We start from the raw sequence: 19485 nt of genomic DNA, 5'->3' as shown, positions 1-19485 counted from the left end.
CGGAAAAACAGGACTTTAGCGGGCGAGACAGGGAAGCGGGACGATGGGACGCAAACCGAGCAACAGGCCGACCAGTTTCGACATCGCCTATCGGGCCGGGGTGTCCCAACCCACCGTCAGCCGCGCGCTGCGCGGCAGCAAGGCGGTGAGCGCGGCCACGCGGGCCCGGATCGAGGCCATCGCGCGGGAACTGAACTACTCGGTCGACAAGAACGCCTCCTCGCTGCGCTCCCAGCGGTCGAACACGATCGCGCTGCTGTTCTTCGAGGAACAGACGCCCGACGATTCCAAGATCAACCCCTTCTTCCTCGCCATGCTGGGCGCGATCACCCGGCAATGCGCCAATCGCGGGATGGACCTGCTCATCTCGTTCCAGAAGATGGAGGACGACTGGCACGTCCGCTATCAGGACAGCCACCGCGCCGACGGGCTGATCCTGCTCGGCTACGGTGACTACACCCTCTACGAAAGCCGGCTTGAGCAGCTTGTCGGGCAGGGCACCCAGTTCGTGCGCTGGGGCTCGGTGAGCGAGGACAATATCGGCGCAACGGTAGGCTCGGACAATTTCGGCGCGGGCAGGCTGGCGGGAGCGCACCTGATCGCCCTCGGCCGCAAGCGGATCGCCTTCCTCGGCCAGGCGGACGAGCACTACCCCGAATTCGCCGAACGCTACCGCGGCCTCTGCACCGCGATGGCGGAGGCCGGGATCGCCTGCGACCCCGCGCTCCAGCACGATGCGATCAGCCACGAGGACCTCGGCGAAAGCGCGATGCGGGCACTGATCGATGACGGCGTGGAATTCGACGCCGTGTTCGCCGCCAGCGACCTCATCGCCATCGGCGCGATGCGCGCGCTCGCCGCCGCCGGGCGGACGATCCCCGGCGACGTGGCGGTCATGGGCTTCGACGACCTGCCCGCCGCCAGCATGACCAATCCGCCGCTCACCACGGTCATGCAGGACCTGAAAGGCGCGGGCGAAAGCCTGGTCGAAACGCTGGTCGCCCTGATCGAGGACCGGCCCGTGCCGGAAGCGACGCTGGGCGCCAGACTGATCGCGCGGCGCAGCACGCTGGGCCCGCTCTAGGCGGGGTTCTGTGCCCCTTAGGTGTCGTTCTGTAGCGCCCGGAATTCGAAGGTATTCGTATGCATGTTGCCGTCGCCGAGCCGCCATGCAAGGTCTCCGGGCCATGACCGATGCGACCATGGATGCGCGCGGCAAAGGGAAGGAATGCCGATGACGGGGGCCGGGAAAGGCGCGGAAATGCTCGAAAAACCGCGGCAGGGATGGGCCGGGCTATGGAACATCAGCTTCGGCTTCTTCGGCATCCAGATCGGCTTCGCGCTTCAGAACGCCAATATGAGCCGGGTCTTCCAGTCGCTCGGTTCCTCGATCGACGACCTGCCCGCCCTGTGGATCGCCGCGCCCCTCACCGGGCTGCTGGTACAGCCGATCGTCGGGCATATGTCGGACCGCACCTGGCTTGGCCGCTTCGGCCGCAGGCGCCCCTATTTCCTCGGCGGCGCCGTGCTGGCCGCGGTCGCGCTGCTGGCGATGCCGGAAAGCGGCGGCCTGCTGATGGCAGCCATGCTGCTGTGGATGCTCGACGCCAGCCTCAACATCTCGATGGAGCCGTTCCGCGCCTTCGTCGGCGACATGCTGCGCAAGGACCAGCACACCGCAGGCTACGCGGTGCAGACCGCCTTCATCGGCGCGGCGCGGTGGTGGGGTCGCTGTTTCCCTACGTTCTCGACCACTTCGGCATCAGCAACAGCGCGGTGCGGGCGGGATACCCGATACCGTGCGCTACAGCTTCCTGGCGGGCGGCCTCGCCCTGCTGGCAGCTGTGCTGTGGACGGTCCTGACCACGCGCGAATATTCACCGCAGGAGCAGGCCGCCTTCGAGGAAGCGGAGCAATCGCCTTCCGCACCGGCGGCCGACAGCCTGGCAGACCGCAACCTGCTGGGCGGGGCGCCGTGGATCGCGGCAGGCGTGCTCATCGCGCTGGCCGTGCGGTTCTGGGGTCTGGAAAAGGAAGTCTATCTGCTCGCCGGCCTGCTCGCGGCATACGGGATGGCGGTGATCGCCGCGATCGCCTTGGCCCGATCGGGGCGCAGCGCCTCGATGCTGGCTGGGATCGTCGGCGATTTCTCCGGGATGCCGCCCATCATGAAGCGGCTCGCCTTCGTGCAGTTCTTCAGCTGGTCGGCGCTTTTCATCATGTGGATCAATACCACGCCGGTCGTCGCGCAGTATCATTTCGGATCGGCAGATCCCTCCAGCCCCGCCTATCAGGAGGCCGGAAACTGGGTCGGCGTGCTGTTCTCCGTCTACAACGGCGTGGCGGCCGTGGCGGCGCTGGCCTTGCTTCCGTGGCTATCAGGGCGGCTGGGCAAGGCCCGCACGCACGCGCTGTGCCTCATGTTCGGAGCCCTCGGTTTCGCGGGCTTCATGGCCATTCGCGACCCGGATGCGCTGGTGCTGTGCGAAATCGCAATCGGAATCGCCTGGGCCTCGATCCTGGCGATGCCCTACGCCATTCTCGCCAGCAGCCTGCCGCAGGCGAAGCTGGGCGTGTTCATGGGCCTTTTCAACGTCTTCGTGGTGCTGCCGCAATTGCTGGTGGCCACCGTCATGGGCTCGATCATGAAAGCCTTCTTCCCCGGTCAGCCGATATGGACCATGGCCTTTGCCGCCGCCACCCTGCTGATCGCCGCGCTCGCCGCTCTGCGAATTGGTGAAGCGCATTAGGTCGTAACCCTCGGCTCCGGCCCAAGGCGAACTGCTCTTTGGCGAATGCGCAAAAAATAGGCCCCGCGGAAACCATTCCCGCGCGGGGCCTAGGTTGGGTCGCTCCGAATATAGCGCCGGCCTGGTCCAGATCCCCCGATCCTGCGACCTGCTCCAGCAGATCAATGCCCCCGACGCCCACAAGAATTATTCTACGCCCACGCAGGTGATTCTACGGTGATGCAAATTGCTGCAAATTGCAGAAATTCGCCAAAAATCATTTTCTTATCAGCGCCGCGGCGATGGGAGAGGGGCTATTCGCTCATACCCGATCAGGGTAGCGCTACCCTCGGCGGCGGGAACACCAACTGCCCGAGCAGGCCGGTCACCTCCGGGTCGTTCTTCCACGCCGATTCGATTCGCCGAGTGACGGGCCGGGAGTTCCAGCGCTCCCCCAACACCACCGCCTCTTTCATGAGCGAGACCAATTCGTTCCGCCGCCCGGTGGCCGAGGCGTAGAATGCCGGTGTCTGGCGGATGCGCCGCCCACCCTCGGCAAGTTCGCCGCGAGCATCCGCAATCAGGATGTCGGGCGCGCGGGCAGGATCGCTGTTCAGCGCCCCCGTCATCTTTTCCGCCAGCGCGGCGGCGCCCGGATCCGAGCGCAACCGGGCGAAATCGCCGAGTTCACGAGTGAAGCCGCGAATATCGCCCATGCCGAGATAGACCCAGGAGAGACAACTGCTGATAGTCGCGTCCTGCGGATAGGTTCGCTTGAGGTCGAGCAGGAGCGCCAGCGCTTCCCGGTCATTCCCGGCCTGCCACCGCGACCAGGCATGTTCCACCGCGATCGGCTGGGAACCGGGCATCAGCAGCATGGCCTTGGTATAATACCGTTCGGCCATCGCGTCTTCGCCAAGATCCGAAAGGATGTTGGCCAGCCAGAAATATGTCTGCCCGTCTTCTCCATCGAGCCGCAGCGCCTCGCGGAAGGATTTGAGCGCGGCTTCGGGATCGTTGTCCCACCAGTATTCGATGAAGCCCTGCGCACGGTGAGCGCTGGCCAGATCGGGATCGAGATCGAGCGCTTTCTGAGCCGCGCTCCGCGCCTTGCCGAAGGCCTCCGCGTCGTTCACCTCGCCATATTCCCGGTAGATCAGCCAGCTTTCCGCCAGTCCCGCGCGGCCGGCGCGTAGTTCGGGTCACGCTCGATCACGGACGTGTAGAGCCGGATCGAAGCGCCGAGATCCTTGGGTGTCCGGTGCCCCCATGCATCGCGCGCGGCCACGAAATCGCGTGCCACGACGGGGTCTTCGGGCAGGGCCTCGCTCTGCGAACGGTCATGCCACAAGCCCCATGCGAACAGTCCTGCAAGCGCCAGCGCGGCAAGGCCTGCATAGAGGGCGGGGCTACGATATTTCCCCGTAACCGCTCCGTCCGGCTCCGCATCGAATGAACCCTGCGGCGATTGCGGCAGTGGTATGTCGAACAGTTCGGCAGTGGAATTCCGCTGCGCCCATTCGACCAGTTCCCGCTCGAAGGCGAATACCGTCTTCTGCTTGCCGCCGGGGAGCTGATGGATCGGCAGCCCCCTTTCGCGCGCCCAGCGGGCAACGGTTGTGCGGTCGCGGCCGAAGTGAGCCGCTATCGCTTTCCACCCATCAAGTCGACGGTCTTCTGATGTCATAAAAACCCGCCCGCCCCTAGGTCCCGAAGGTTACTCGCTCCTTAAGTAATTCTCAAGATTGGGAATGCCGATGTTCAGCAACGATACAGATTTTTTTGCCGTGTTCACAAATGAACATTATGAACATGCTGCAGATCACAAGTCGGGTAAGCTCTGTTCGGCGAAACCCCACCCCCGCAGTTGGGCGGCCCGTTCGATCAGGCGGTGGCCATCGCCGATCGCGAAGGGATGCGCATCGCTCATCTCGTCCAGCTCGTCCCAGGCGATCGGCACCGCTACCGGCGCTCCCACACGGGCACGGGCGGAATAAGGCAGGACCGCTGTGCTACCGCGCTGGTTGCGCAGCCAGTCGATGAATATCCTGCCCTTGCGTCTGGCCTTGCTCATCGTGGCGACGTAGCGATCGGGTTCCGCCTGGCTCAGTGCTTCGGCGAACCGGCGCGAGAAATCCTTGTGCGCTTCCCAGTCGTGACCGGGCGTAAGCGGCACGATGACATGCACCCCCTTGCCTCCCGAAAGCATGGCAAAGCTGACGAGGCCGATATCCGCAAGGTGGCGGCGCAAGTCCTGCGCGGCGCGGCGGCATTCCGGGAATGGCAGCCCTTCGTCGGGGTCGAGGTCGAAGACCATGCGATCAGGCTTCTCCACCGCATCGGCGCGGGCGCCCCAGCCGTGGAATTCGATCGTGCCCATCTGCACGCAGGCAACCAGACCGTCCGCGTCGCCAAGGTACAGATAGTCCTCGCTGCCGCCATCCTTCTCGCGGATCGGGACATGATGCACATGTTCGCCGAATGAGCCACTGTCATGCTTCTGGAAGAAACATTTCTTCGCCCGGCCCTGAGGACACCGCACGAGGCTGATCGGCCGGTTGGCGGCAAAGGGCAGCAGGAGCGGCGCGATCTCGGCGTAGTAATCGGCAAGCTCGCCCTTGGTCTGGCCGCTTTCGGGAAATATCACCCGGTCGCGGCTGGTCACTTTCACGTCGATCACGGCGCGTGGGGCAGGTTTTGGCATTTCCGGCGCAACTTCCCTTGCTTCCTTGTCCCCGCGCAGCCCCAGGAAGCTGGCATGGCGAACCCGGCCTTCGGCCGTGAATTCCGCGAAGGCCACTTCGGCGACCAGTTTCGGTGTGACCCAGCTCGCCCCCCGCGCCTCCGCGCCTGCCACTTCGGCGGGCGCGGTCTTGCGTGCCAGAGGGGCCAGTCTGGCGGCGATGTCGTTCAGCCCATCGGCGTCGAAACCGGTGCCGACCTTGCCGCGATAGACCAGCCTGCCGTCTTCGTGCTGGCCCAGCAGAAGCGAGGAAAACGGCCGTCCGCGCGCAGTGGAGCGGCTCCAGCCGATCACCACGAACTCCTGCCGCCGGGTGCACTTGATCTTGACCCAGCTTCGCGTGCGCCGCCCCGCGTAAGCTGCATCGATGCGCTTGGCGATCACGCCTTCCTGCCCGGCCCGGCACATGGCATCGTATAGCTTTTCGCCCGCGCCGATCACATGGTCGGCCACGAAAACGGGCGGCAGCGCTTCCGAAAGGAGCGCCTCCAGCCGCTCTTTCCGCTCGATATTGGGAAGCGGGGCCAGATCGCGACCGTCAAGTTCCAGCAGGTCGAATGCGTGGAACTCCAGAGCATCGCTGTCCTTCTGGCTGCCATGACCGCGCTTGAGCACGGCCTGCAGGCTGGAGAAGCTCGGATTCCCATCCGCGCCCCGCGCGATGATCTCTCCGTCGACCAGGCAGGGCGGCAGGTCCAGCCCGGCGATGATCCCGGCCAGCGGCGCGAACTTGTCGGTCCAGTCGTGGCCGTTGCGGGTAAAGACGCGGACCGCGCTCCCCGCCGCCGCAACCAGCGCACGATAACCGTCGAACTTGATCTCGTGCATCCACAGGTTGCCGTCCGGCACCGCGTCCACCAAAGTCGCGAGCTGCAAGGCGCGGAATTTCGGCGGCGTGCCGGTTCGCGCCTTGCGCGCCCTCGGTTTCGCAGCCTTTGCATTATGCTCGGCCGCAGCGCCCATGGCCTGCGCGAAAGCCTTGCCTTTCTTGCCCCTGAGCGACTGAGTGCCCTGCCGATCGGCCTCGATCTCGGCCATGGTCCGGCCGGTGAGAACGCTGGTAAGCCCCTCGTCGACCAACCTGTCGCCCGACAGCGCCTCACCGTCTGCGACCTTGCGCAGCAGCCAGTTCTCGCGCTTCTCGCCGGGGCGGCCCTTCATGCGCACCAGCAGCCATTCGCCCTTCATCCGTTCCCCGTGGAGGGCGAAATGCAGATGGCCCTGCTCGATATCCTTCGCGCTCTTGCCCGCGACCGGCGCCCATGTCCCCTCGTCCCACAGCATCACCGTGCCGCCGCCGTATTCGCCGTGCGGAATGCTTCCCTCGAATTCGGCGTAGGAGAGCGGATGGTCCTCGGTGCGCACCGCAAGGCGCTTGTCCTCGGGATCGGCGCTCGGCCCCCTGGTCACCGCCCAGGACTTGAGCACGCCGTCCACTTCGAGCCGGAAATCCCAGTGCAACCGCCGCGCGGCATGTTTCTGGACGATGAAGAGATCGCCGCCGGCGCTCACCCCCTGTTTGCCTGACGGTTCCGCCGTCTTCGCGAAGTCGCGCTTGCGGTTGTATTCGGCAAGGGGATCGGGTTTCCTCACGCCTCGCGCCATGGCTCAGGCCCGCTTGCTGCCGCGCGGCGCCGCGGTCTTGCCGGAAGGCGCCGCGCGTTTGGCAGGCGCCTTTTTCGCGGGCGCGGCTTTCTTCGCTGCTCCCCCTTCGCCTACCGATTTCCTGAGCGCCGCCATCAGGTCAATCACGTTGCCCTTGCGGTTCCCGGCGGGTTCCTCGACGTCCTCCAGCACCCGCTTGTTGCTCTTGGACTTGACCTTCTTGTCGATCAGGCGGTGAAGCGCGTCGATGTAGCGGTCATGAAACTCGGCCGGGCGGAAAGGCGCGGTCTTCTTGTCGATCAGCGTGGTCGCCAGGTCGAGCAGGTCGGCATCAGGGCTGTCGTCGCCGATCTCGCGGAAATAGCCCTGCGCCTTGTTCACCTCGTCTGCATAGCGCAGAACTTCCATGACGAGGCCCCGTCCGCAGGGCTTGATCGACACGAGTTGCTCGCGCCCCCGCACCGCCAACTGGCCTAGCCCGACCTTGCGGCTTTTCCGCAGCGCCTCGCGGAGCACGATATAGGCTTCCTCGGCGAGATCGTCGGCCGGCACCACGAAGTAGGGCTTCTCGTAATAGAGCACGTCGATCTCGTCGGCATCCACGAACTGGACAAGCTCCAGGGTCTTGCGGCTTTCGATCTTCACCGCCTCGATCTCCTCCTCATCGAGGAGGACGTAGTTACCCTTGGACACCTCGTAGCCCTTGATGATCTCGTCACGGTCCACCGGGCCCACGCCGGCGGCCACCTTTTCGTAGCGGATGCGCTTTCCGGTGGGTTCGTGGATCTGGTGAAAGGAGATCGCGGCGCCGGACTTCGTGGCCGGATAGACCTCGATCGGGATCGAGACGAGCGCCAGCCTGATCTGTCCCTGCCAGTATGCGCGTGCGGCCATGGCCTGTTCCTTCCTCGCAGGAAGAAGGAAGCCGCGAGGGCCTGTCGTGGTTCCCGTGGCCATTCGGGCGAGCGCCGAAAGAGATGAAGATCGCGCTGCCCCCGAACGCCCGCCTCGCACGTTCCAGTCTGGTTCGGCAAAGGCGAAGGACGGCAATGGCGATGAACGAGCAATCGATGGTTCTCACGGAATCCCGCGACTTGCGCACCGGCAGCGTGCCCTGGCGGGAAAGCGAATGGCACTGCCCCAAGACCTCGGAATTCCCTTCCGCCGAAGTGGACATTGCGATCCTGGGCGGCGGCATAATGGGTGCGATCCTGGCCGAACGCCTGAGCGCAAGCGGCCGGAAAGTCGCCGTCTGCGATCGCCGTCCGCCCGGTTGCGGCAGCACGGCCGCCTCCACCGCACAGATCATGTGGGCCATGGACGTGCCCCTGCTGACCCTGGCCCGGACGCTGGGCGAGCCGGAAGCGGCCCGGCGCTGGAAGCGCGTGTTCGCCGCGGTCCAGCGGTTCGGCGAACGGCTGGACCGGCTCGGGATCGACGGCAAGCGCACATGTCCCACGCTCTATCTCGCGGGCGACCTGCTGGATGCCGATGGGCTGCGGGAGGAAGCCGAAGCCCATCGCCGCCATGACCTGCCGTCCGACTACCTCGACGCGGCGGCCGTGGCCGAACGTTTCGGAGTGGCGCCCCGCGCCGGTATCGTCTCCTCCGGCTCCTTCTCCATCGACCCCGTGCATACCTGCCACGAACTGCTGGGCCGCGCCCGGCAGTCCGGCGCGGAAGTGGTCTATCCGATCGACATCGCCGCGCTGCACCCCGATTCCGCCGGGATCGTGCTGGAGGCGTCCGACGGGCGCTCGTTCCGCGCAAGGGACGTGATCCTGGCCACCGGCTACGAGCGCGCGCGCCTGTTCCTGCCCTCCAGCTTCTCCTTGCTTTCGACTTTTGCCATTGCGACGCGGCCCGGAATCGCTCCGCTCTGGCGGGAGGACGCCATGATCTGGGAGGCGAGCGATCCCTACCTCTACGTTCGCACTACACCCGATGGGCGGGTGATCGCGGGCGGCGAGGATGTCGAACTGGCCGATTCCGACTACCGCGATGCGCTGCTCCCCGGCAAGGCGGGAACGATCGCCGCGAAGCTGGCCGCCACGCTGGGGTCCGGGCCGATCGCATGGGATCGCGCCTGGAGCGCGACCTTCGGAAGTTCCCCCGACGGATTGCCCGCGATCGGCCGCAGCGCTTCGATGGAGCATGTCTGGCTGGCGGCCGGGTTCGGCGGCAACGGCATAGCCTTCGCCGCTCTCGCCGCGGAACTGCTGGAGCGCGAGCTTGCGGGTGAGCCCGACCCGGATGGCGACGGGTTCGACCCCTACCGGTTTTCGTCCTGATCGCCCCCCTGCGCCGCCCTCTGCGACAGACGCCCCGCAATTCGCGCCGGACAGTGGATCGCAATCCCCGGCGGCCCGTTTGAACTTCAGACGCCAAGAGAGCCGGCCAGTCCCGGACATCTCCTCCGTCCGAAAGTTTTGAAAAACGCCAAGGAGAGCAGCCATGAATCGACGCGATCCCAACATCACGCCCTCGGCCGGAAAGCAGCCTTCCGGCGGCTATCGCAGTGACGAATCGTCCTGGGATTCGCCGCGCCAGACCCATCAGTGGCAAGCCGACGCAAACCGTCAGGCCGGCGGTGACTGGGTGCAGGATGACGATCAAGGCACCAGCCACTTCGGTGAAGGCCGCGCCCGCGATAGGGCACGCCCGGATGGCGCCAGCCGCTACGATACCGGCTCGCGCGATTATCGCGGCGACGACAGGCGCCCCCTGCAAGGCGAACGCCGCTATCGCTTCTCCGGGGAGAGCCGCTCTGCAAGCACCTCCGAATACCCCACGCACACTTTCGATGCGAGCGGCGGCAACGACTTCGCCGAATTCACCGGCGACGACTATGGCGGCCGGGATTTCTACAATCGCGGCGGCGGCCTGACCGGCGGCATGAGGCCGAGCGGTTCCTATCGGCCCAGCCATGGCCCCGGAAGCTGGGCATCCAGCGATGACTATGGCGGCTGGCGCGAATATGGCGAACGCCGCGGCTTCCTCGAACGCGCGGGCGACGAGATCGCAAGCTGGTTCGGCAGCGAGGATGCCACGCGCCGGCGCGAGGAAGACCACCGCGAGGATCATCGCGGCCGCGGGCCGTCCGATTACACCCGCTCCGACGAACGTATTCGCGAGGACGTGAACGATACGCTGACGAATGACTGGCGGATCGACGCCAGCCATGTCCGGGTTGTGGTAAAGGACGGTGAAGTCACGCTTGAGGGCACGGTGAGCAGCCGCCAGTCGAAGCGCCGCGCCGAAGACCTTGCGGACGACATCACCGGCGTGCGCCATGTGCAGAACAACTTGCGCGTCGGCGATTCAGTGGGAAGCACGACCACGCCATCGGCCACCACGCCGCTGTCTCGCTGATCGCTCAGCGACACGCGGACAGGTTCGAGGGGAAGCCCGAAAGGGCTTCCCCTTTTCGCATCCATTTCTCTCGGCATCCGCTGTGGCTCGGTTTGTTCGCCTTGGCCCGTGGTTCATGCGTGTCGGGGCTGGAGGCCGGGTTTGACGGGGCCCGATCGCCGCGCCAGACAGGGCCTGTCTTTTCCATCCCGAAAGTGCCAGATCCATGCAGCGCGTGACCATCTCCATCGACGATCAACTCGTGGAGACGCTGGACCAGCTGATTGCCGAGCGCGGCTATCAGAGCCGTTCGGAAGCCATGCGCGACCTTGTGCGCGGCGCCATCGAAAGCTGGCGGCAGGAGAACAGCCGCAGCGAGCATTGCGTGGCCAACCTGTCCTACGTCTTCGACCGCCGCACCCGCTCGCTGCCGCAGCGCCTTGCCGATCTCCAGCACGAACACCACGATCTGGTGGCGGCCAGCACGCTGGTCCGGCTGGACCATGACCACGGACTGGAAAGCGTGATGCTCAAGGGGCCGACCCGCCAGGTCAAGGCTTTCGCCGACCGGGTCCGGGCCGAGCGGGGCGTGCGCTTCGGCACGATCAACATGCTCGACGTGGAAGCCGGAGACGGTCACGACCACGCTGGCGCGCATGACCACCACGGCCATGCGCATATGTCACCGCGCAGCAAGTGAAGGCCCGGCGCGCCCTCCTTTGGCACGCAGGGCGTGCAGCAGCGCAGCGAAGGCGAAAGTCCCGGCGCTGAGCGCGACGACCGCAGCGCTGGCGGCAAGCCCGTGCGCCTCGCGCCATTGATCCAGCCTCGGCAGCAGCAGGGCCGCCATTCCCAGCAGGCCCAGCCCGAGATTGGCAAGTCCGATCCCGCCGGTGACGGCGCGCGAGACCATCGCCGCGCGCGCGTCGGCCGAGCGCAGGAGATGGACGGTCAAGGCCCCGTTCGCGGTTCCCACCAGCACCATTCCCGCCGCGAAGCCCGCACAGCCCATCAGCGCCCAGGACCAGCCGCCCAGCAGCTTTCCCGCAACCCCCAGCCCGAGCGCAATCGCCACCGTATCGAACGAGATCGCGAACAGGGCGCCGGTCAGCACGATCATCGGGCTCCTGTCGGCAGGAGGAACCAGCCGGCTGCGCCAGCCGCGGACCGGGACCGGCCCGGTTCCGGCATGGCGACGTACCGCGCGCAGATTCATCATGCCCAGCAGGATCAGTGTCGTGGCCGAAATGGCCACTCCTGTCAGAGCCAGCCAGTCGGGCGGGGCCACTTGGCGGGAAAGGAACAGGCACCCGGCAAAGGCGATCCCGGTCACGACCAGAACGTGACCGGCCGCGAAGGAGACCCCCGCCATGCGGGCATGCCACGGCCGGGAAACCGCAGATCGCCGCGCGGCAGCGTCCACCACGGCAAGATGATCGGCATCCAGCGCATGGCGCGCGCCAAGCGCGAAACCGGTCAGCAGAAGCGCCTGAAACGAGAGCGTGGCCGGATCGATCACAGGCGATACCTCAGGGAAAGGCGAACCTGGCGCGGCTCTACCGGGTGAATGTGGCGGTCCTCCACGCCTTCCGCCGGCTCTCCGGCAAGACGCGAGGCGTAGTAATAGGAGATGTCGGCATCCCTGGCATCGAAGAGATTGAGCACGTCGAGACCGATCTTCACGGCACCGCGCGTGTAATAGGCGCCCAGGTTGACGAGGCTGGTGGGATGCGAACGCACGCTGTTGTCCTCGATCAGCGGTGCCGCGCCGAAGTGGCGCAGCCGCAGGGCGCCGCTGAAGCCATGGCCCAGTTCGACCGCCGCTCCGGCCGAAAGGACTTCGCTGACGGCGTTGGGAATGCGGTCCTCCCCCGCATCGACGCCGCGAAACCGCGCGTGGGTGAGCGCACCGGCGGCATCCAGCGCCAGCCAGTCCACCGGGCGCCAGAACAGCGTCGCCTCCACGCCGCGGCGGTGCGTGGCATCGTTGGGCTCGGTGGAGCCACCGTCACCCACGAAGACCAGTTCCGAACCGAGGCTGAGGTGGAAGGCCACGAGCGAGGCGGTAAAGCGCGGCAGTTCCAGCCGCACGCCCAGTTCCTCGCCCCGCGCCTTCACCAGCACCGGCACGCGGTCCACCGCTTCCCCCGTGACGGGATCGTTGCGGATCGCCGCCCCGCGCACATCGTTGGAATGGAAGCTCTCTCCGTAATTGGCGTAGAACTCCAGCCGGTCGGTCGCTCGCCAGGCCAGCGCGGCTTTCGGGCTCAGCATCGCGTCGGAACCCTTGCCGGAATTGGCGGCCATCGTCAGGGCATTCACGTCATAACCATAGACATCGCCGCGCAGGCCCAGCGTCAGGCGCAGCCGGCCAGAAAGCGCGGCCGCCGCCTCGCCATAGGCACCGCCGCTGTACTCGTCGACCTTGTCCTCCCGGATTGCCGCGCGCGTTACGCCGGCGACCGAGGAATAGAGCCCGATCTTGCCGATATGATCCCACCGCCCGTCCCCACCCAGCGTGAAGGTGACGGGCAGCCCGGCGAACTGCGATTCGATACGGTGACGGACCGAGCCGCCGAAAACGCCGCGCCGGTCGCGCTGCTGGAACTCGTCGCCGTTGACCGGGTCATTCAGGAAGTATGTGAAGTTGGACGTCAGCAGGAACCGGTAATAGGTCGCATAGGCGGAGATTTCCGTATTCCCGAGCGCGGCGTTCCCGAACAGGCCAAGCCGGGTCGTGCGTCCGCCAAGAGCCGGATCGATGTTTCCCCAACGATCGATCAGCCCTTCGTCGATGGCGCGCCGGGGAACCTGGTCCGTCGCATTCCAGGTCGCGCGGTAGCCGGTGAAACCGATGCTCCATCCGTGTTTCTGTGTGCCCTGGGTATACTTCAGCAGGCCGTTGACCTTCTTCAGGTCCTCATCGAGATCCCAGGGGCCGTTGGAATGCGTGCCGTCCACCGCCATGAGCAGGTCTCCGCCCATCGCCTTCACACTGCCGGCCGCCAGCGCCCGGTAGTAGCCGTAACTGCCTGCCGTCGCCTCCATCAGCGGGCGGGACAGGCTGTCGGCGGTCCTGAACTGCACGGTTCCGGCGGCTGAGAAATCCCCGACATCCGCAAAGTACGGGCCCTTGCGATAGTCGATCCGCTCAACCAGTTCAGGGATCAGGAAGTTGAGATCGAGATAGCCCTGCCCATGCCCATGCGTGCGCATGTTGATGGGCACGCCGTCGACGAATCCCGCAAAATCGGTGCCGTGATCGAGATTGAAGCCGCGCAGGAAATACTGGTTCGCCTTGCCCGTGCCCGAATGCTGCGTGGCAATCACACCCGGCACATTCTCGACCAGTTCGCCCACGCGGCTGAGCGGCTTGTCCGCGAAATCCTCATAGCCCACGACGCCTTGCGAGCCGGATTGCGCAATCCCGATCTGCGCAAGACCGCGCCCGTAGACAACGATCTCCCTGTCCGCCGCCACAGGCACTTCCTCCTCGGCCAAGGCCGGGTGGGCAGACAGCAGTGCGGCCGCAACAGCCGCGCTGCGACAAGCACTGCGCCTAAACGAGCGAGTCGCCCAAGCCGCCGATTGAGTATGAATAATCATCGCGATATTCATACGAATCTTCGCCGCACCCAGGATGGGGCATTTGACGTATCCGCCGGGTGGATCCGCTTAGAAGCGGGCGAATACCGGGATCGCCCCGAACATCAGCGAGAGCAGCCCGACGAGGCTGATCGCTATCAGGACGCTGCCGACACCTCTCAGCAGGCTCGTCGAGGAAAGGCGCCGCGTCACGAGCGCGCCAACCGGCGCCGCCACGATCCCGCCGATCAGCAACCCCGAGGCGGCGATCGTGAAGGATTGCAAGCCCAGCTTGCCGATGAATGCCGACAGGACGGTAACGGTGACGAAGAACTCTGCGGCATTCACCGTGCCGATCGCCATGCGCGGCGTCATGCCCTGCGCCAGCAGGTTGCCGGTCACCACCGGCCCCCAGCCACCGCCGCCTACCGCGTCGAGGAAGCCACCGGCCAGCCCCAGCGGACCGACCAGCTTCATCCGGCGATAGGCCTGCGGGCGCCTTGCTCCGCGCCAGATAAGATAGACCCCGATGGCCGCGAGGTAGACGAACACCGCAGGCCGAACGATGGTCAGGCTCACCACGGAGAGGAGCCAGACACCGCAGAGCCCGCCCGCGATACCGGGGATCACCAGCCGCGCGAACAGCGACCAGTCGACGTTGCGCTGGAGAACATGCGCAACGCCGGAAGCGCCGCTGGTGAAACCTTCGACGGTATGTGTCACCGAGGAAGCCAGCGCGGGCGGCATGCCCAGCAGCATCAGCAAGGAATTGCCGATCACACCGAAGGCCATGCCCAGCGCACTGTCCACGGTCTGTGCGGCGAAGCCTATCAGGATGAACGGGATCAGGTCGGACCAGGGTATCGTAGCCGGGTCGATCATCGGCGCATCTTCCGTCGCAATTGGGAGGCGGGCTTGCCGAAGCGTCCGGCCGGCGCGGTGAACAGGAACAGCATGGGGAAGCTCAGCGCGATCACCGAAAGGAGCCCGCTCAGGGCAGCTTCCGCCCCGGCAAGCCAGGGAAGCACCGCCGCCCAGATCGCCACGCCCAGCACGACCAGCAAGGTCCGCTCCTGTTCGAGATCGTCCAGCGCCGACAGATCGGTGCGGACCCGGCCCTCGAACAAGGTGCGAAGACCAAGGCTGGTGCGGCTCTTCCGGTCAACCAGAGGTGCCGGGATCGCGGCATGGGCAAGACAGTTGACCCCGGCGGCGATCATCCTGAGACCGATTGCGCGGGCGAAGCGCCTGGGATCGGCGTTGCGATCGCTGATCGACCGAAGGCCCGTGCGGCCGCCGAACATAAGTTCGGCCAAGGCATTGCTTTCGGCCGGTACCGGCGTTTCGGCAGGCGCGTCCTGCGTCGACCTGATCCATTCGAGAATGGCGGAAGGCACGTCCATTCCGCTGGCGCGTTCGAGGCCCTGGAACCCCGGCGCCGAATTCGCCTCGCAGATACGATAGCCGTCCTCGTCGAACAGGATGTCGATCCCGGTCACGTCGAGGCCCAGCACGTCGGCCGCCTGCACCGCAAGCTCGGCCATCTCGGGTGGCGGGTTGTACGCCACCCCGACGCCTCCCAGCGAAACGTTGGACTTGAAACCGCCCGTCATCGACCGCCGTTCCATGGCCGCCACCACGCGGCCTCCCACCACTAGCACGCGCACGTCGCGGCCATGGCTGGCACGGACATAGTGCTGGAGAATGAAATCGGCCTTGGCCTCGGCACTTTCCAGCAAGCCCGCAAGATCCTCGAACTGCTCGCGGTCCTCGCATTTCAGGACGCCGGCGCCGCGCTTCCCTTGAGCGTCTTCACGATCAGCGGGAAGCCCAGTTCACGCTCCACAAGTCCGACGTCGATCGGAAAAGTGCCCAGGATCGTACGCGGAATAGGAAGGCTCGCCCGGCTCAGGCTCTGGAGCGTATGCAGCTTGTCCGCCACCCGTTCGATAGTTGCAGGGCCGTTCACCAGCCGCACTCCGCGGCGCTCGAAATGGCGCAGCAGTGCCAGTGTGAAGTAGTCCGTCTCGGCGCCGGTACGGCACAGGATGAAGTCGGGCCGCTCCATCGGATGGCCCTGGTACTTCGTGCCCCAATCGTCCCCCGCGCCCACGATGAGATCGAAGCGATGCGGATTGAGAATGTGCAGCTCGATGCCCATGGCGCTTGCGGCTTCCTGAAACCGCAGGATTTCCGGAACCTCCGGGATGGCCGGATCAAGCTCTCGATGAAACAGGACCCAGCCCCGCAATCGCTTCTCCTTTGTCGGCCGAAATTCGGCATTTCCTGCGGCCACGCCCCGCCTGTCGGCTGAAGCCGACTGGACGAGGGCATAACACCTCTAGCGCCGCATCGGTTGCAGAACGGCGTCAATCGCGGGCCTGGCCTGACTAGCGCCCAAACTCCCGGCTTGCGTAATGCAGCCTTTTAATTGCGTTTCGCGCATCTTTTTATGAGTTGTGCTGAAGCATGCACCTGTTCAGCGCCGAACGACGATTTGAGCCGATCGGCGGGTTTGCCGCAACGGGCAGGCCATTGGCATGGCGCAATATATTCGTCCTGCTCATCTATCATTGCCGACGCCTACGGCCTTCCGGTGCCCGTAGAAAATCTTTTTTGTCAACCAAATCGGTAGAGATTAGCCCGACGTCGCTTTTTAGTCCGACAAAAAGGGGCACATTGTCGTGTATCGTTTCACCGGAGCCATTGCGCTTCTCCTCACCAGCACCTCGGTCTTCGCACAGGATGCGCAGCAGCAGAACACGCGAGAAACCGCCGCTGACGACACTTCGCGCGCCGACATCATCGTCACCGGCATCCGCAAGAGCCTGGCTGACTCGCTGGCCGTGAAGCGCGATTCCGCACAAGTCGTCGACGCCATCTCGGCCGAGGACGTGGGCAAGTTCCCGGACAAGAACATCGGCGAGGCCCTCCAGCGCATTACCGGCGTCCAGATCACCCGCAGCGGCGGCGAAGGGCAGGCGATCACCATTCGCGGCGCCGATGCCTCGCTCAACCGCGTCGAGATCAACGGCCAGTCAGCGCTTTCCACCTCGATCGCGGCGGCAGCCGGCAACGGCAGCAACCGCGCGGTCGATTTCCGCGATCTTCCCGCGGAATTCGTCTCGCGCCTCGAAGTGCTCAAGTCCGCCACGCCGGACATGACCGAGGGCGGCCTCGGCGGCACCGTGCGCATCATCACCCGCCGCCCGTTCGACAGCAAGGAAGGCTACCTCGCCGGCTCGGCCCAGGGCATCTACAACGAACTGGCCGACAAGGTAGACCCCAAGTTCGCGGTGATCGGCTCGAAGCTCTTTGCCCACGACACCATCGGCGTGCTGCTCTCAGGCACTTACGAAGAACCCACGATCCGCTACGACCAGGCGCGCACGACCGGGTGGCGACAGGTCGAAACCACCCAGCCCGCCACCCCCGCCGCGCAGAACTGCCTCTCCGGCCGCAACCAGGCGCGCTGTGTCGATCTCGACGGCAGCGGCTTCGGTGATTTCTACCCCGACATCCCGCGTTACATCACCGCAACCGAGCCGACCAAGCGCTATGCCCTCAACGGCATCCTTGAATGGCGGCCCAGCGACGATTTCCGCGCCTATGTCGAAGGCACCTATACCCGCAGCGACACCACGTCGGACGACCAGTACCTCCAGCTCAGCACCACGCAATCCGTGGCGAACGGCGGCATCGATCCCACCGGTGTCGTCATTCGCGACGAGACCGCGCAGACCGTGACCTTCGTCAACAGCTCGAACCCCGGCTCCGGGCCGAGCGTGAATTACCGCAGCGTGATCGGCAGCCTCAACCGCCGCACTTTCAACGGCATTCTCGGTGCCGAGTGGACCACCGGCAAGTTCAAGCTCTCGGCACGCGGCACTTATGCCGCCTCGCGCGTGCTTAACGACGAAGTGGACGTGACCGCCTCGGTTTCCGGCAAGGACGCTCTGCCGTGGATCACGATCGACTACAACAACCCGCAGAACGCGCCGAACATCATCCTGCCGATCGACACCACCACGACCGAAGGCATCAATACCCTCTCGGTCGAGGCACGCCCGCGCCTCAACAAGCAGCGCGAGACCGGCGCCAAGTTCGATGCCGAGTACAAGCCCGATGAAAGCGGTTTCCTGACCTCGCTCAAGAGCGGCGTCGAGCTTAACCAGCTGGTGTCCAGCAGCCGCTTCCAGAACGCGGTCTATACGCTGAACGGCATCACCGGGCAGACCACGCTGACCCGCTCGGGCGTAACCGGCACGCAGGTTCTCGCCACCACCACCCCGGCCGCGCAGCTCGCCAAAATTCAGGACCTGCTGAACACTTACGGCGGCATGGGTGACGGCAGCTTCTTCAAGACCGGCGACCTCGGCTTCTCCGGCATCGATCGCTGGTGGAACCTTGGCGACAATCTCGCCAATGAGGTGGGCATTCCCGATCCCTACACCAGCATTTCACCGCTCGACACCTACAAGGTCCGCGAGAGCACGATCGCCGGATACTTCCAGGGGTCGTTCAACCTTGATCTGGGCTTTGACCTTTCGGGCGTGGTCGGTGCGCGCCTCGTCCATACGCGCACGGTTTCCAGCGGTAGCCAGAGCACGGACGGTGTCATCACGCCCGCCCGCTACACCGGCGAATATACCGTCCTGCTGCCCTCGCTGAACCTGCGCTCCGAAGTGATCCCGCGCAAGCTGGTGGTTCGCGCCACCGCTTCGGATGTGCTCGCCCGCCCTGCCCCTTCGCAGATGGCGCCCAACGTCAGGCTGGATTCCGTGGCGCTCACGGGCTCGCGCGGTAACCCGGGCCTCAAGCCCTACCGCGCCTGGCAGTACGACCTCGGCTTCGAATACTACCTGTCGCGCACCAACTACGTCTCGGTCACGGCTTTCCGCAAGGACATCAAGTCGTTCATCGACACGCAGAGCCAGGAAGAGGAGATCGACGGGCAGGTCTACACCATAAGGCTTCCGGTCAACGGCACCCAGCATGTCACCATTCAGGGTTTCGAGGCAGGCGCGCAGCTTGGGCTGGACTTCCTGCCCGGCCTGCTGAGCAACCTGGGCGTGACCGCGAACTACACCTTCAACAGCGACAGCGGCTATGAAGGAAAGGACTACTTCACCGGCGGCTCCCTGCCGTTCCCGGGCGTTTCGCGCAACAGCTACAACGCCTCGGTGTTCTACGACGACGGCCGCTTCGCCATCCGCGGGTCCTACAACTGGCGCAGCCGCTACCTGATCAACGCCGTCGATCGCGGCAATAACCCCTCGTTCGGCGAATCCTTCGGCCAGTTCGACGCCTCGGCAAGCTATGTCATCAACCCGCATGTCTCGGTGTTCCTGGAGGGCGTGAACCTCACCGATTCCACCCGGATCGAGAACGCCAACAGCATCTACCGCCGCAACGTGATCGAGACTTACGGCCGCCGCGTCTACTTCGGCGTACGGGCCAAGCTGTGAGCGC

At 65.4% G+C, this 19485-nt stretch carries 14 protein-coding genes and 1 pseudogene; 6 read left to right on the top strand and 9 right to left on the bottom strand.

The features are described from left to right. Window positions 1-43 precede the first annotated feature (43 nt). Both ADT71_RS08245 and ADT71_RS08240 read left to right on the top strand, forming a co-directional pair. Window positions 44-1084, top strand: coding sequence for a LacI family DNA-binding transcriptional regulator (locus ADT71_RS08245; RefSeq protein WP_054436164.1), 1041 nt, complete (start codon window positions 44-46; stop codon window positions 1082-1084). Between the two features lie 177 nt (window positions 1085-1261). Then, a pseudogene (locus ADT71_RS08240) lies at window positions 1262-2750 on the top strand (MFS transporter). 311 nt (window positions 2751-3061) lie between these two features. Here ADT71_RS08240 and ADT71_RS33290 read toward each other — a convergent pair. The 4 genes from ADT71_RS33290 to ADT71_RS08220 all read right to left on the bottom strand — a co-directional run bounded on the left by ADT71_RS33290 (window position 3062) and on the right by ADT71_RS08220 (window position 7971). Next, window positions 3062-3865, bottom strand: coding sequence for a tetratricopeptide repeat protein (locus ADT71_RS33290; RefSeq protein WP_054436162.1), 804 nt, complete (start codon window positions 3863-3865; stop codon window positions 3062-3064). A 20-nt stretch (window positions 3866-3885) separates the two neighbouring features. Further along, a complete protein-coding gene (locus ADT71_RS33285; RefSeq protein WP_054436159.1) occupies window positions 3886-4416 on the bottom strand; it encodes a hypothetical protein in 531 nt (176 codons plus the stop codon). A 135-nt stretch (window positions 4417-4551) separates the two neighbouring features. Beyond that, window positions 4552-7077, bottom strand: a complete 2526-nt coding sequence (gene ligD / locus ADT71_RS08225) for a DNA ligase D (protein WP_197282952.1) — start codon at window positions 7075-7077, stop codon at window positions 4552-4554. A gap of 3 nt (window positions 7078-7080) precedes the next feature. Then, window positions 7081-7971, bottom strand: a complete 891-nt coding sequence (locus ADT71_RS08220; protein WP_054436176.1) for a Ku protein — start codon at window positions 7969-7971, stop codon at window positions 7081-7083. A gap of 176 nt (window positions 7972-8147) precedes the next feature. Here ADT71_RS08220 and ADT71_RS08215 point away from each other — a divergent pair, with 176 nt between their 5' ends. The 3 genes from ADT71_RS08215 (at window position 8148) to nikR (ending at window position 11128) form a co-directional block, all read left to right on the top strand. Continuing rightward, window positions 8148-9368, top strand: coding sequence for an FAD-binding oxidoreductase (locus tag ADT71_RS08215; RefSeq protein WP_197282951.1), 1221 nt, complete (start codon window positions 8148-8150; stop codon window positions 9366-9368). A 163-nt stretch (window positions 9369-9531) separates the two neighbouring features. Continuing rightward, the gene (locus ADT71_RS08210; protein WP_054436155.1) at window positions 9532-10449 is read left to right on the top strand and encodes a BON domain-containing protein; all 918 of its coding nucleotides are present in this window, start codon (window positions 9532-9534) and stop codon (window positions 10447-10449) included. Window positions 10450-10654: 205 nt separating this feature from the next. Next, on the top strand, window positions 10655-11128 hold the full coding sequence (gene nikR, locus ADT71_RS08205; protein WP_054436153.1) for a nickel-responsive transcriptional regulator NikR: 474 nt from the start codon (window positions 10655-10657) through the stop codon (window positions 11126-11128). Here nikR and ADT71_RS08200 read toward each other — a convergent pair. From ADT71_RS08200 to ADT71_RS33280, 5 genes are all read right to left on the bottom strand, one after another. Continuing rightward, complete coding sequence (locus ADT71_RS08200; RefSeq protein ID WP_054436150.1) at window positions 11111-11947, bottom strand: hypothetical protein; 837 nt, start codon at window positions 11945-11947, stop codon at window positions 11111-11113. The two genes, nikR and ADT71_RS08200, sit on opposite strands and share 18 nt — an antisense overlap. Next, entirely contained in the window at window positions 11944-13908 is a 1965-nt protein-coding gene (locus tag ADT71_RS08195; RefSeq protein ID WP_231635725.1) for a TonB-dependent receptor, read from the bottom strand. Before ADT71_RS08195 ends, ADT71_RS08200 begins: the two co-directional genes overlap by 4 nt. 195 nt (window positions 13909-14103) lie before the next feature. After that, window positions 14104-14895, bottom strand: coding sequence for a sulfite exporter TauE/SafE family protein (locus ADT71_RS08190; protein ID WP_054436148.1), 792 nt, complete (start codon window positions 14893-14895; stop codon window positions 14104-14106). Next, window positions 14892-15794, bottom strand: a complete 903-nt coding sequence (locus ADT71_RS08185; protein WP_231635727.1) for a RimK family alpha-L-glutamate ligase — start codon at window positions 15792-15794, stop codon at window positions 14892-14894. Before ADT71_RS08185 ends, ADT71_RS08190 begins: the two co-directional genes overlap by 4 nt. After that, entirely contained in the window at window positions 15791-16264 is a 474-nt protein-coding gene (locus tag ADT71_RS33280) for a RimK family alpha-L-glutamate ligase (protein ID WP_231635724.1), read from the bottom strand. The genes ADT71_RS08185 and ADT71_RS33280 overlap by 4 nt, the downstream gene beginning before the upstream one ends. Window positions 16265-16697: 433 nt before the next feature. On the opposite strand from ADT71_RS33280, the gene ADT71_RS08180 reads away from it, so the two are divergent. Further along, window positions 16698-19481 carry a TonB-dependent receptor gene (locus ADT71_RS08180; protein ID WP_231635723.1) on the top strand — a complete coding sequence of 928 codons (2784 nt, stop codon included), beginning with the start codon at window positions 16698-16700 and terminating at the stop codon, window positions 19479-19481. Window positions 19482-19485: the final 4 nt, after the last annotated feature.

It is taken from the genome of Novosphingobium sp. ST904, from assembly GCF_001298105.1.
GTDB lineage: Bacteria > Pseudomonadota > Alphaproteobacteria > Sphingomonadales > Sphingomonadaceae > Novosphingobium.
Note: the sequence above shows the minus strand (reverse complement) of the source record. Positions and strands in the feature narration are given on the sequence as shown.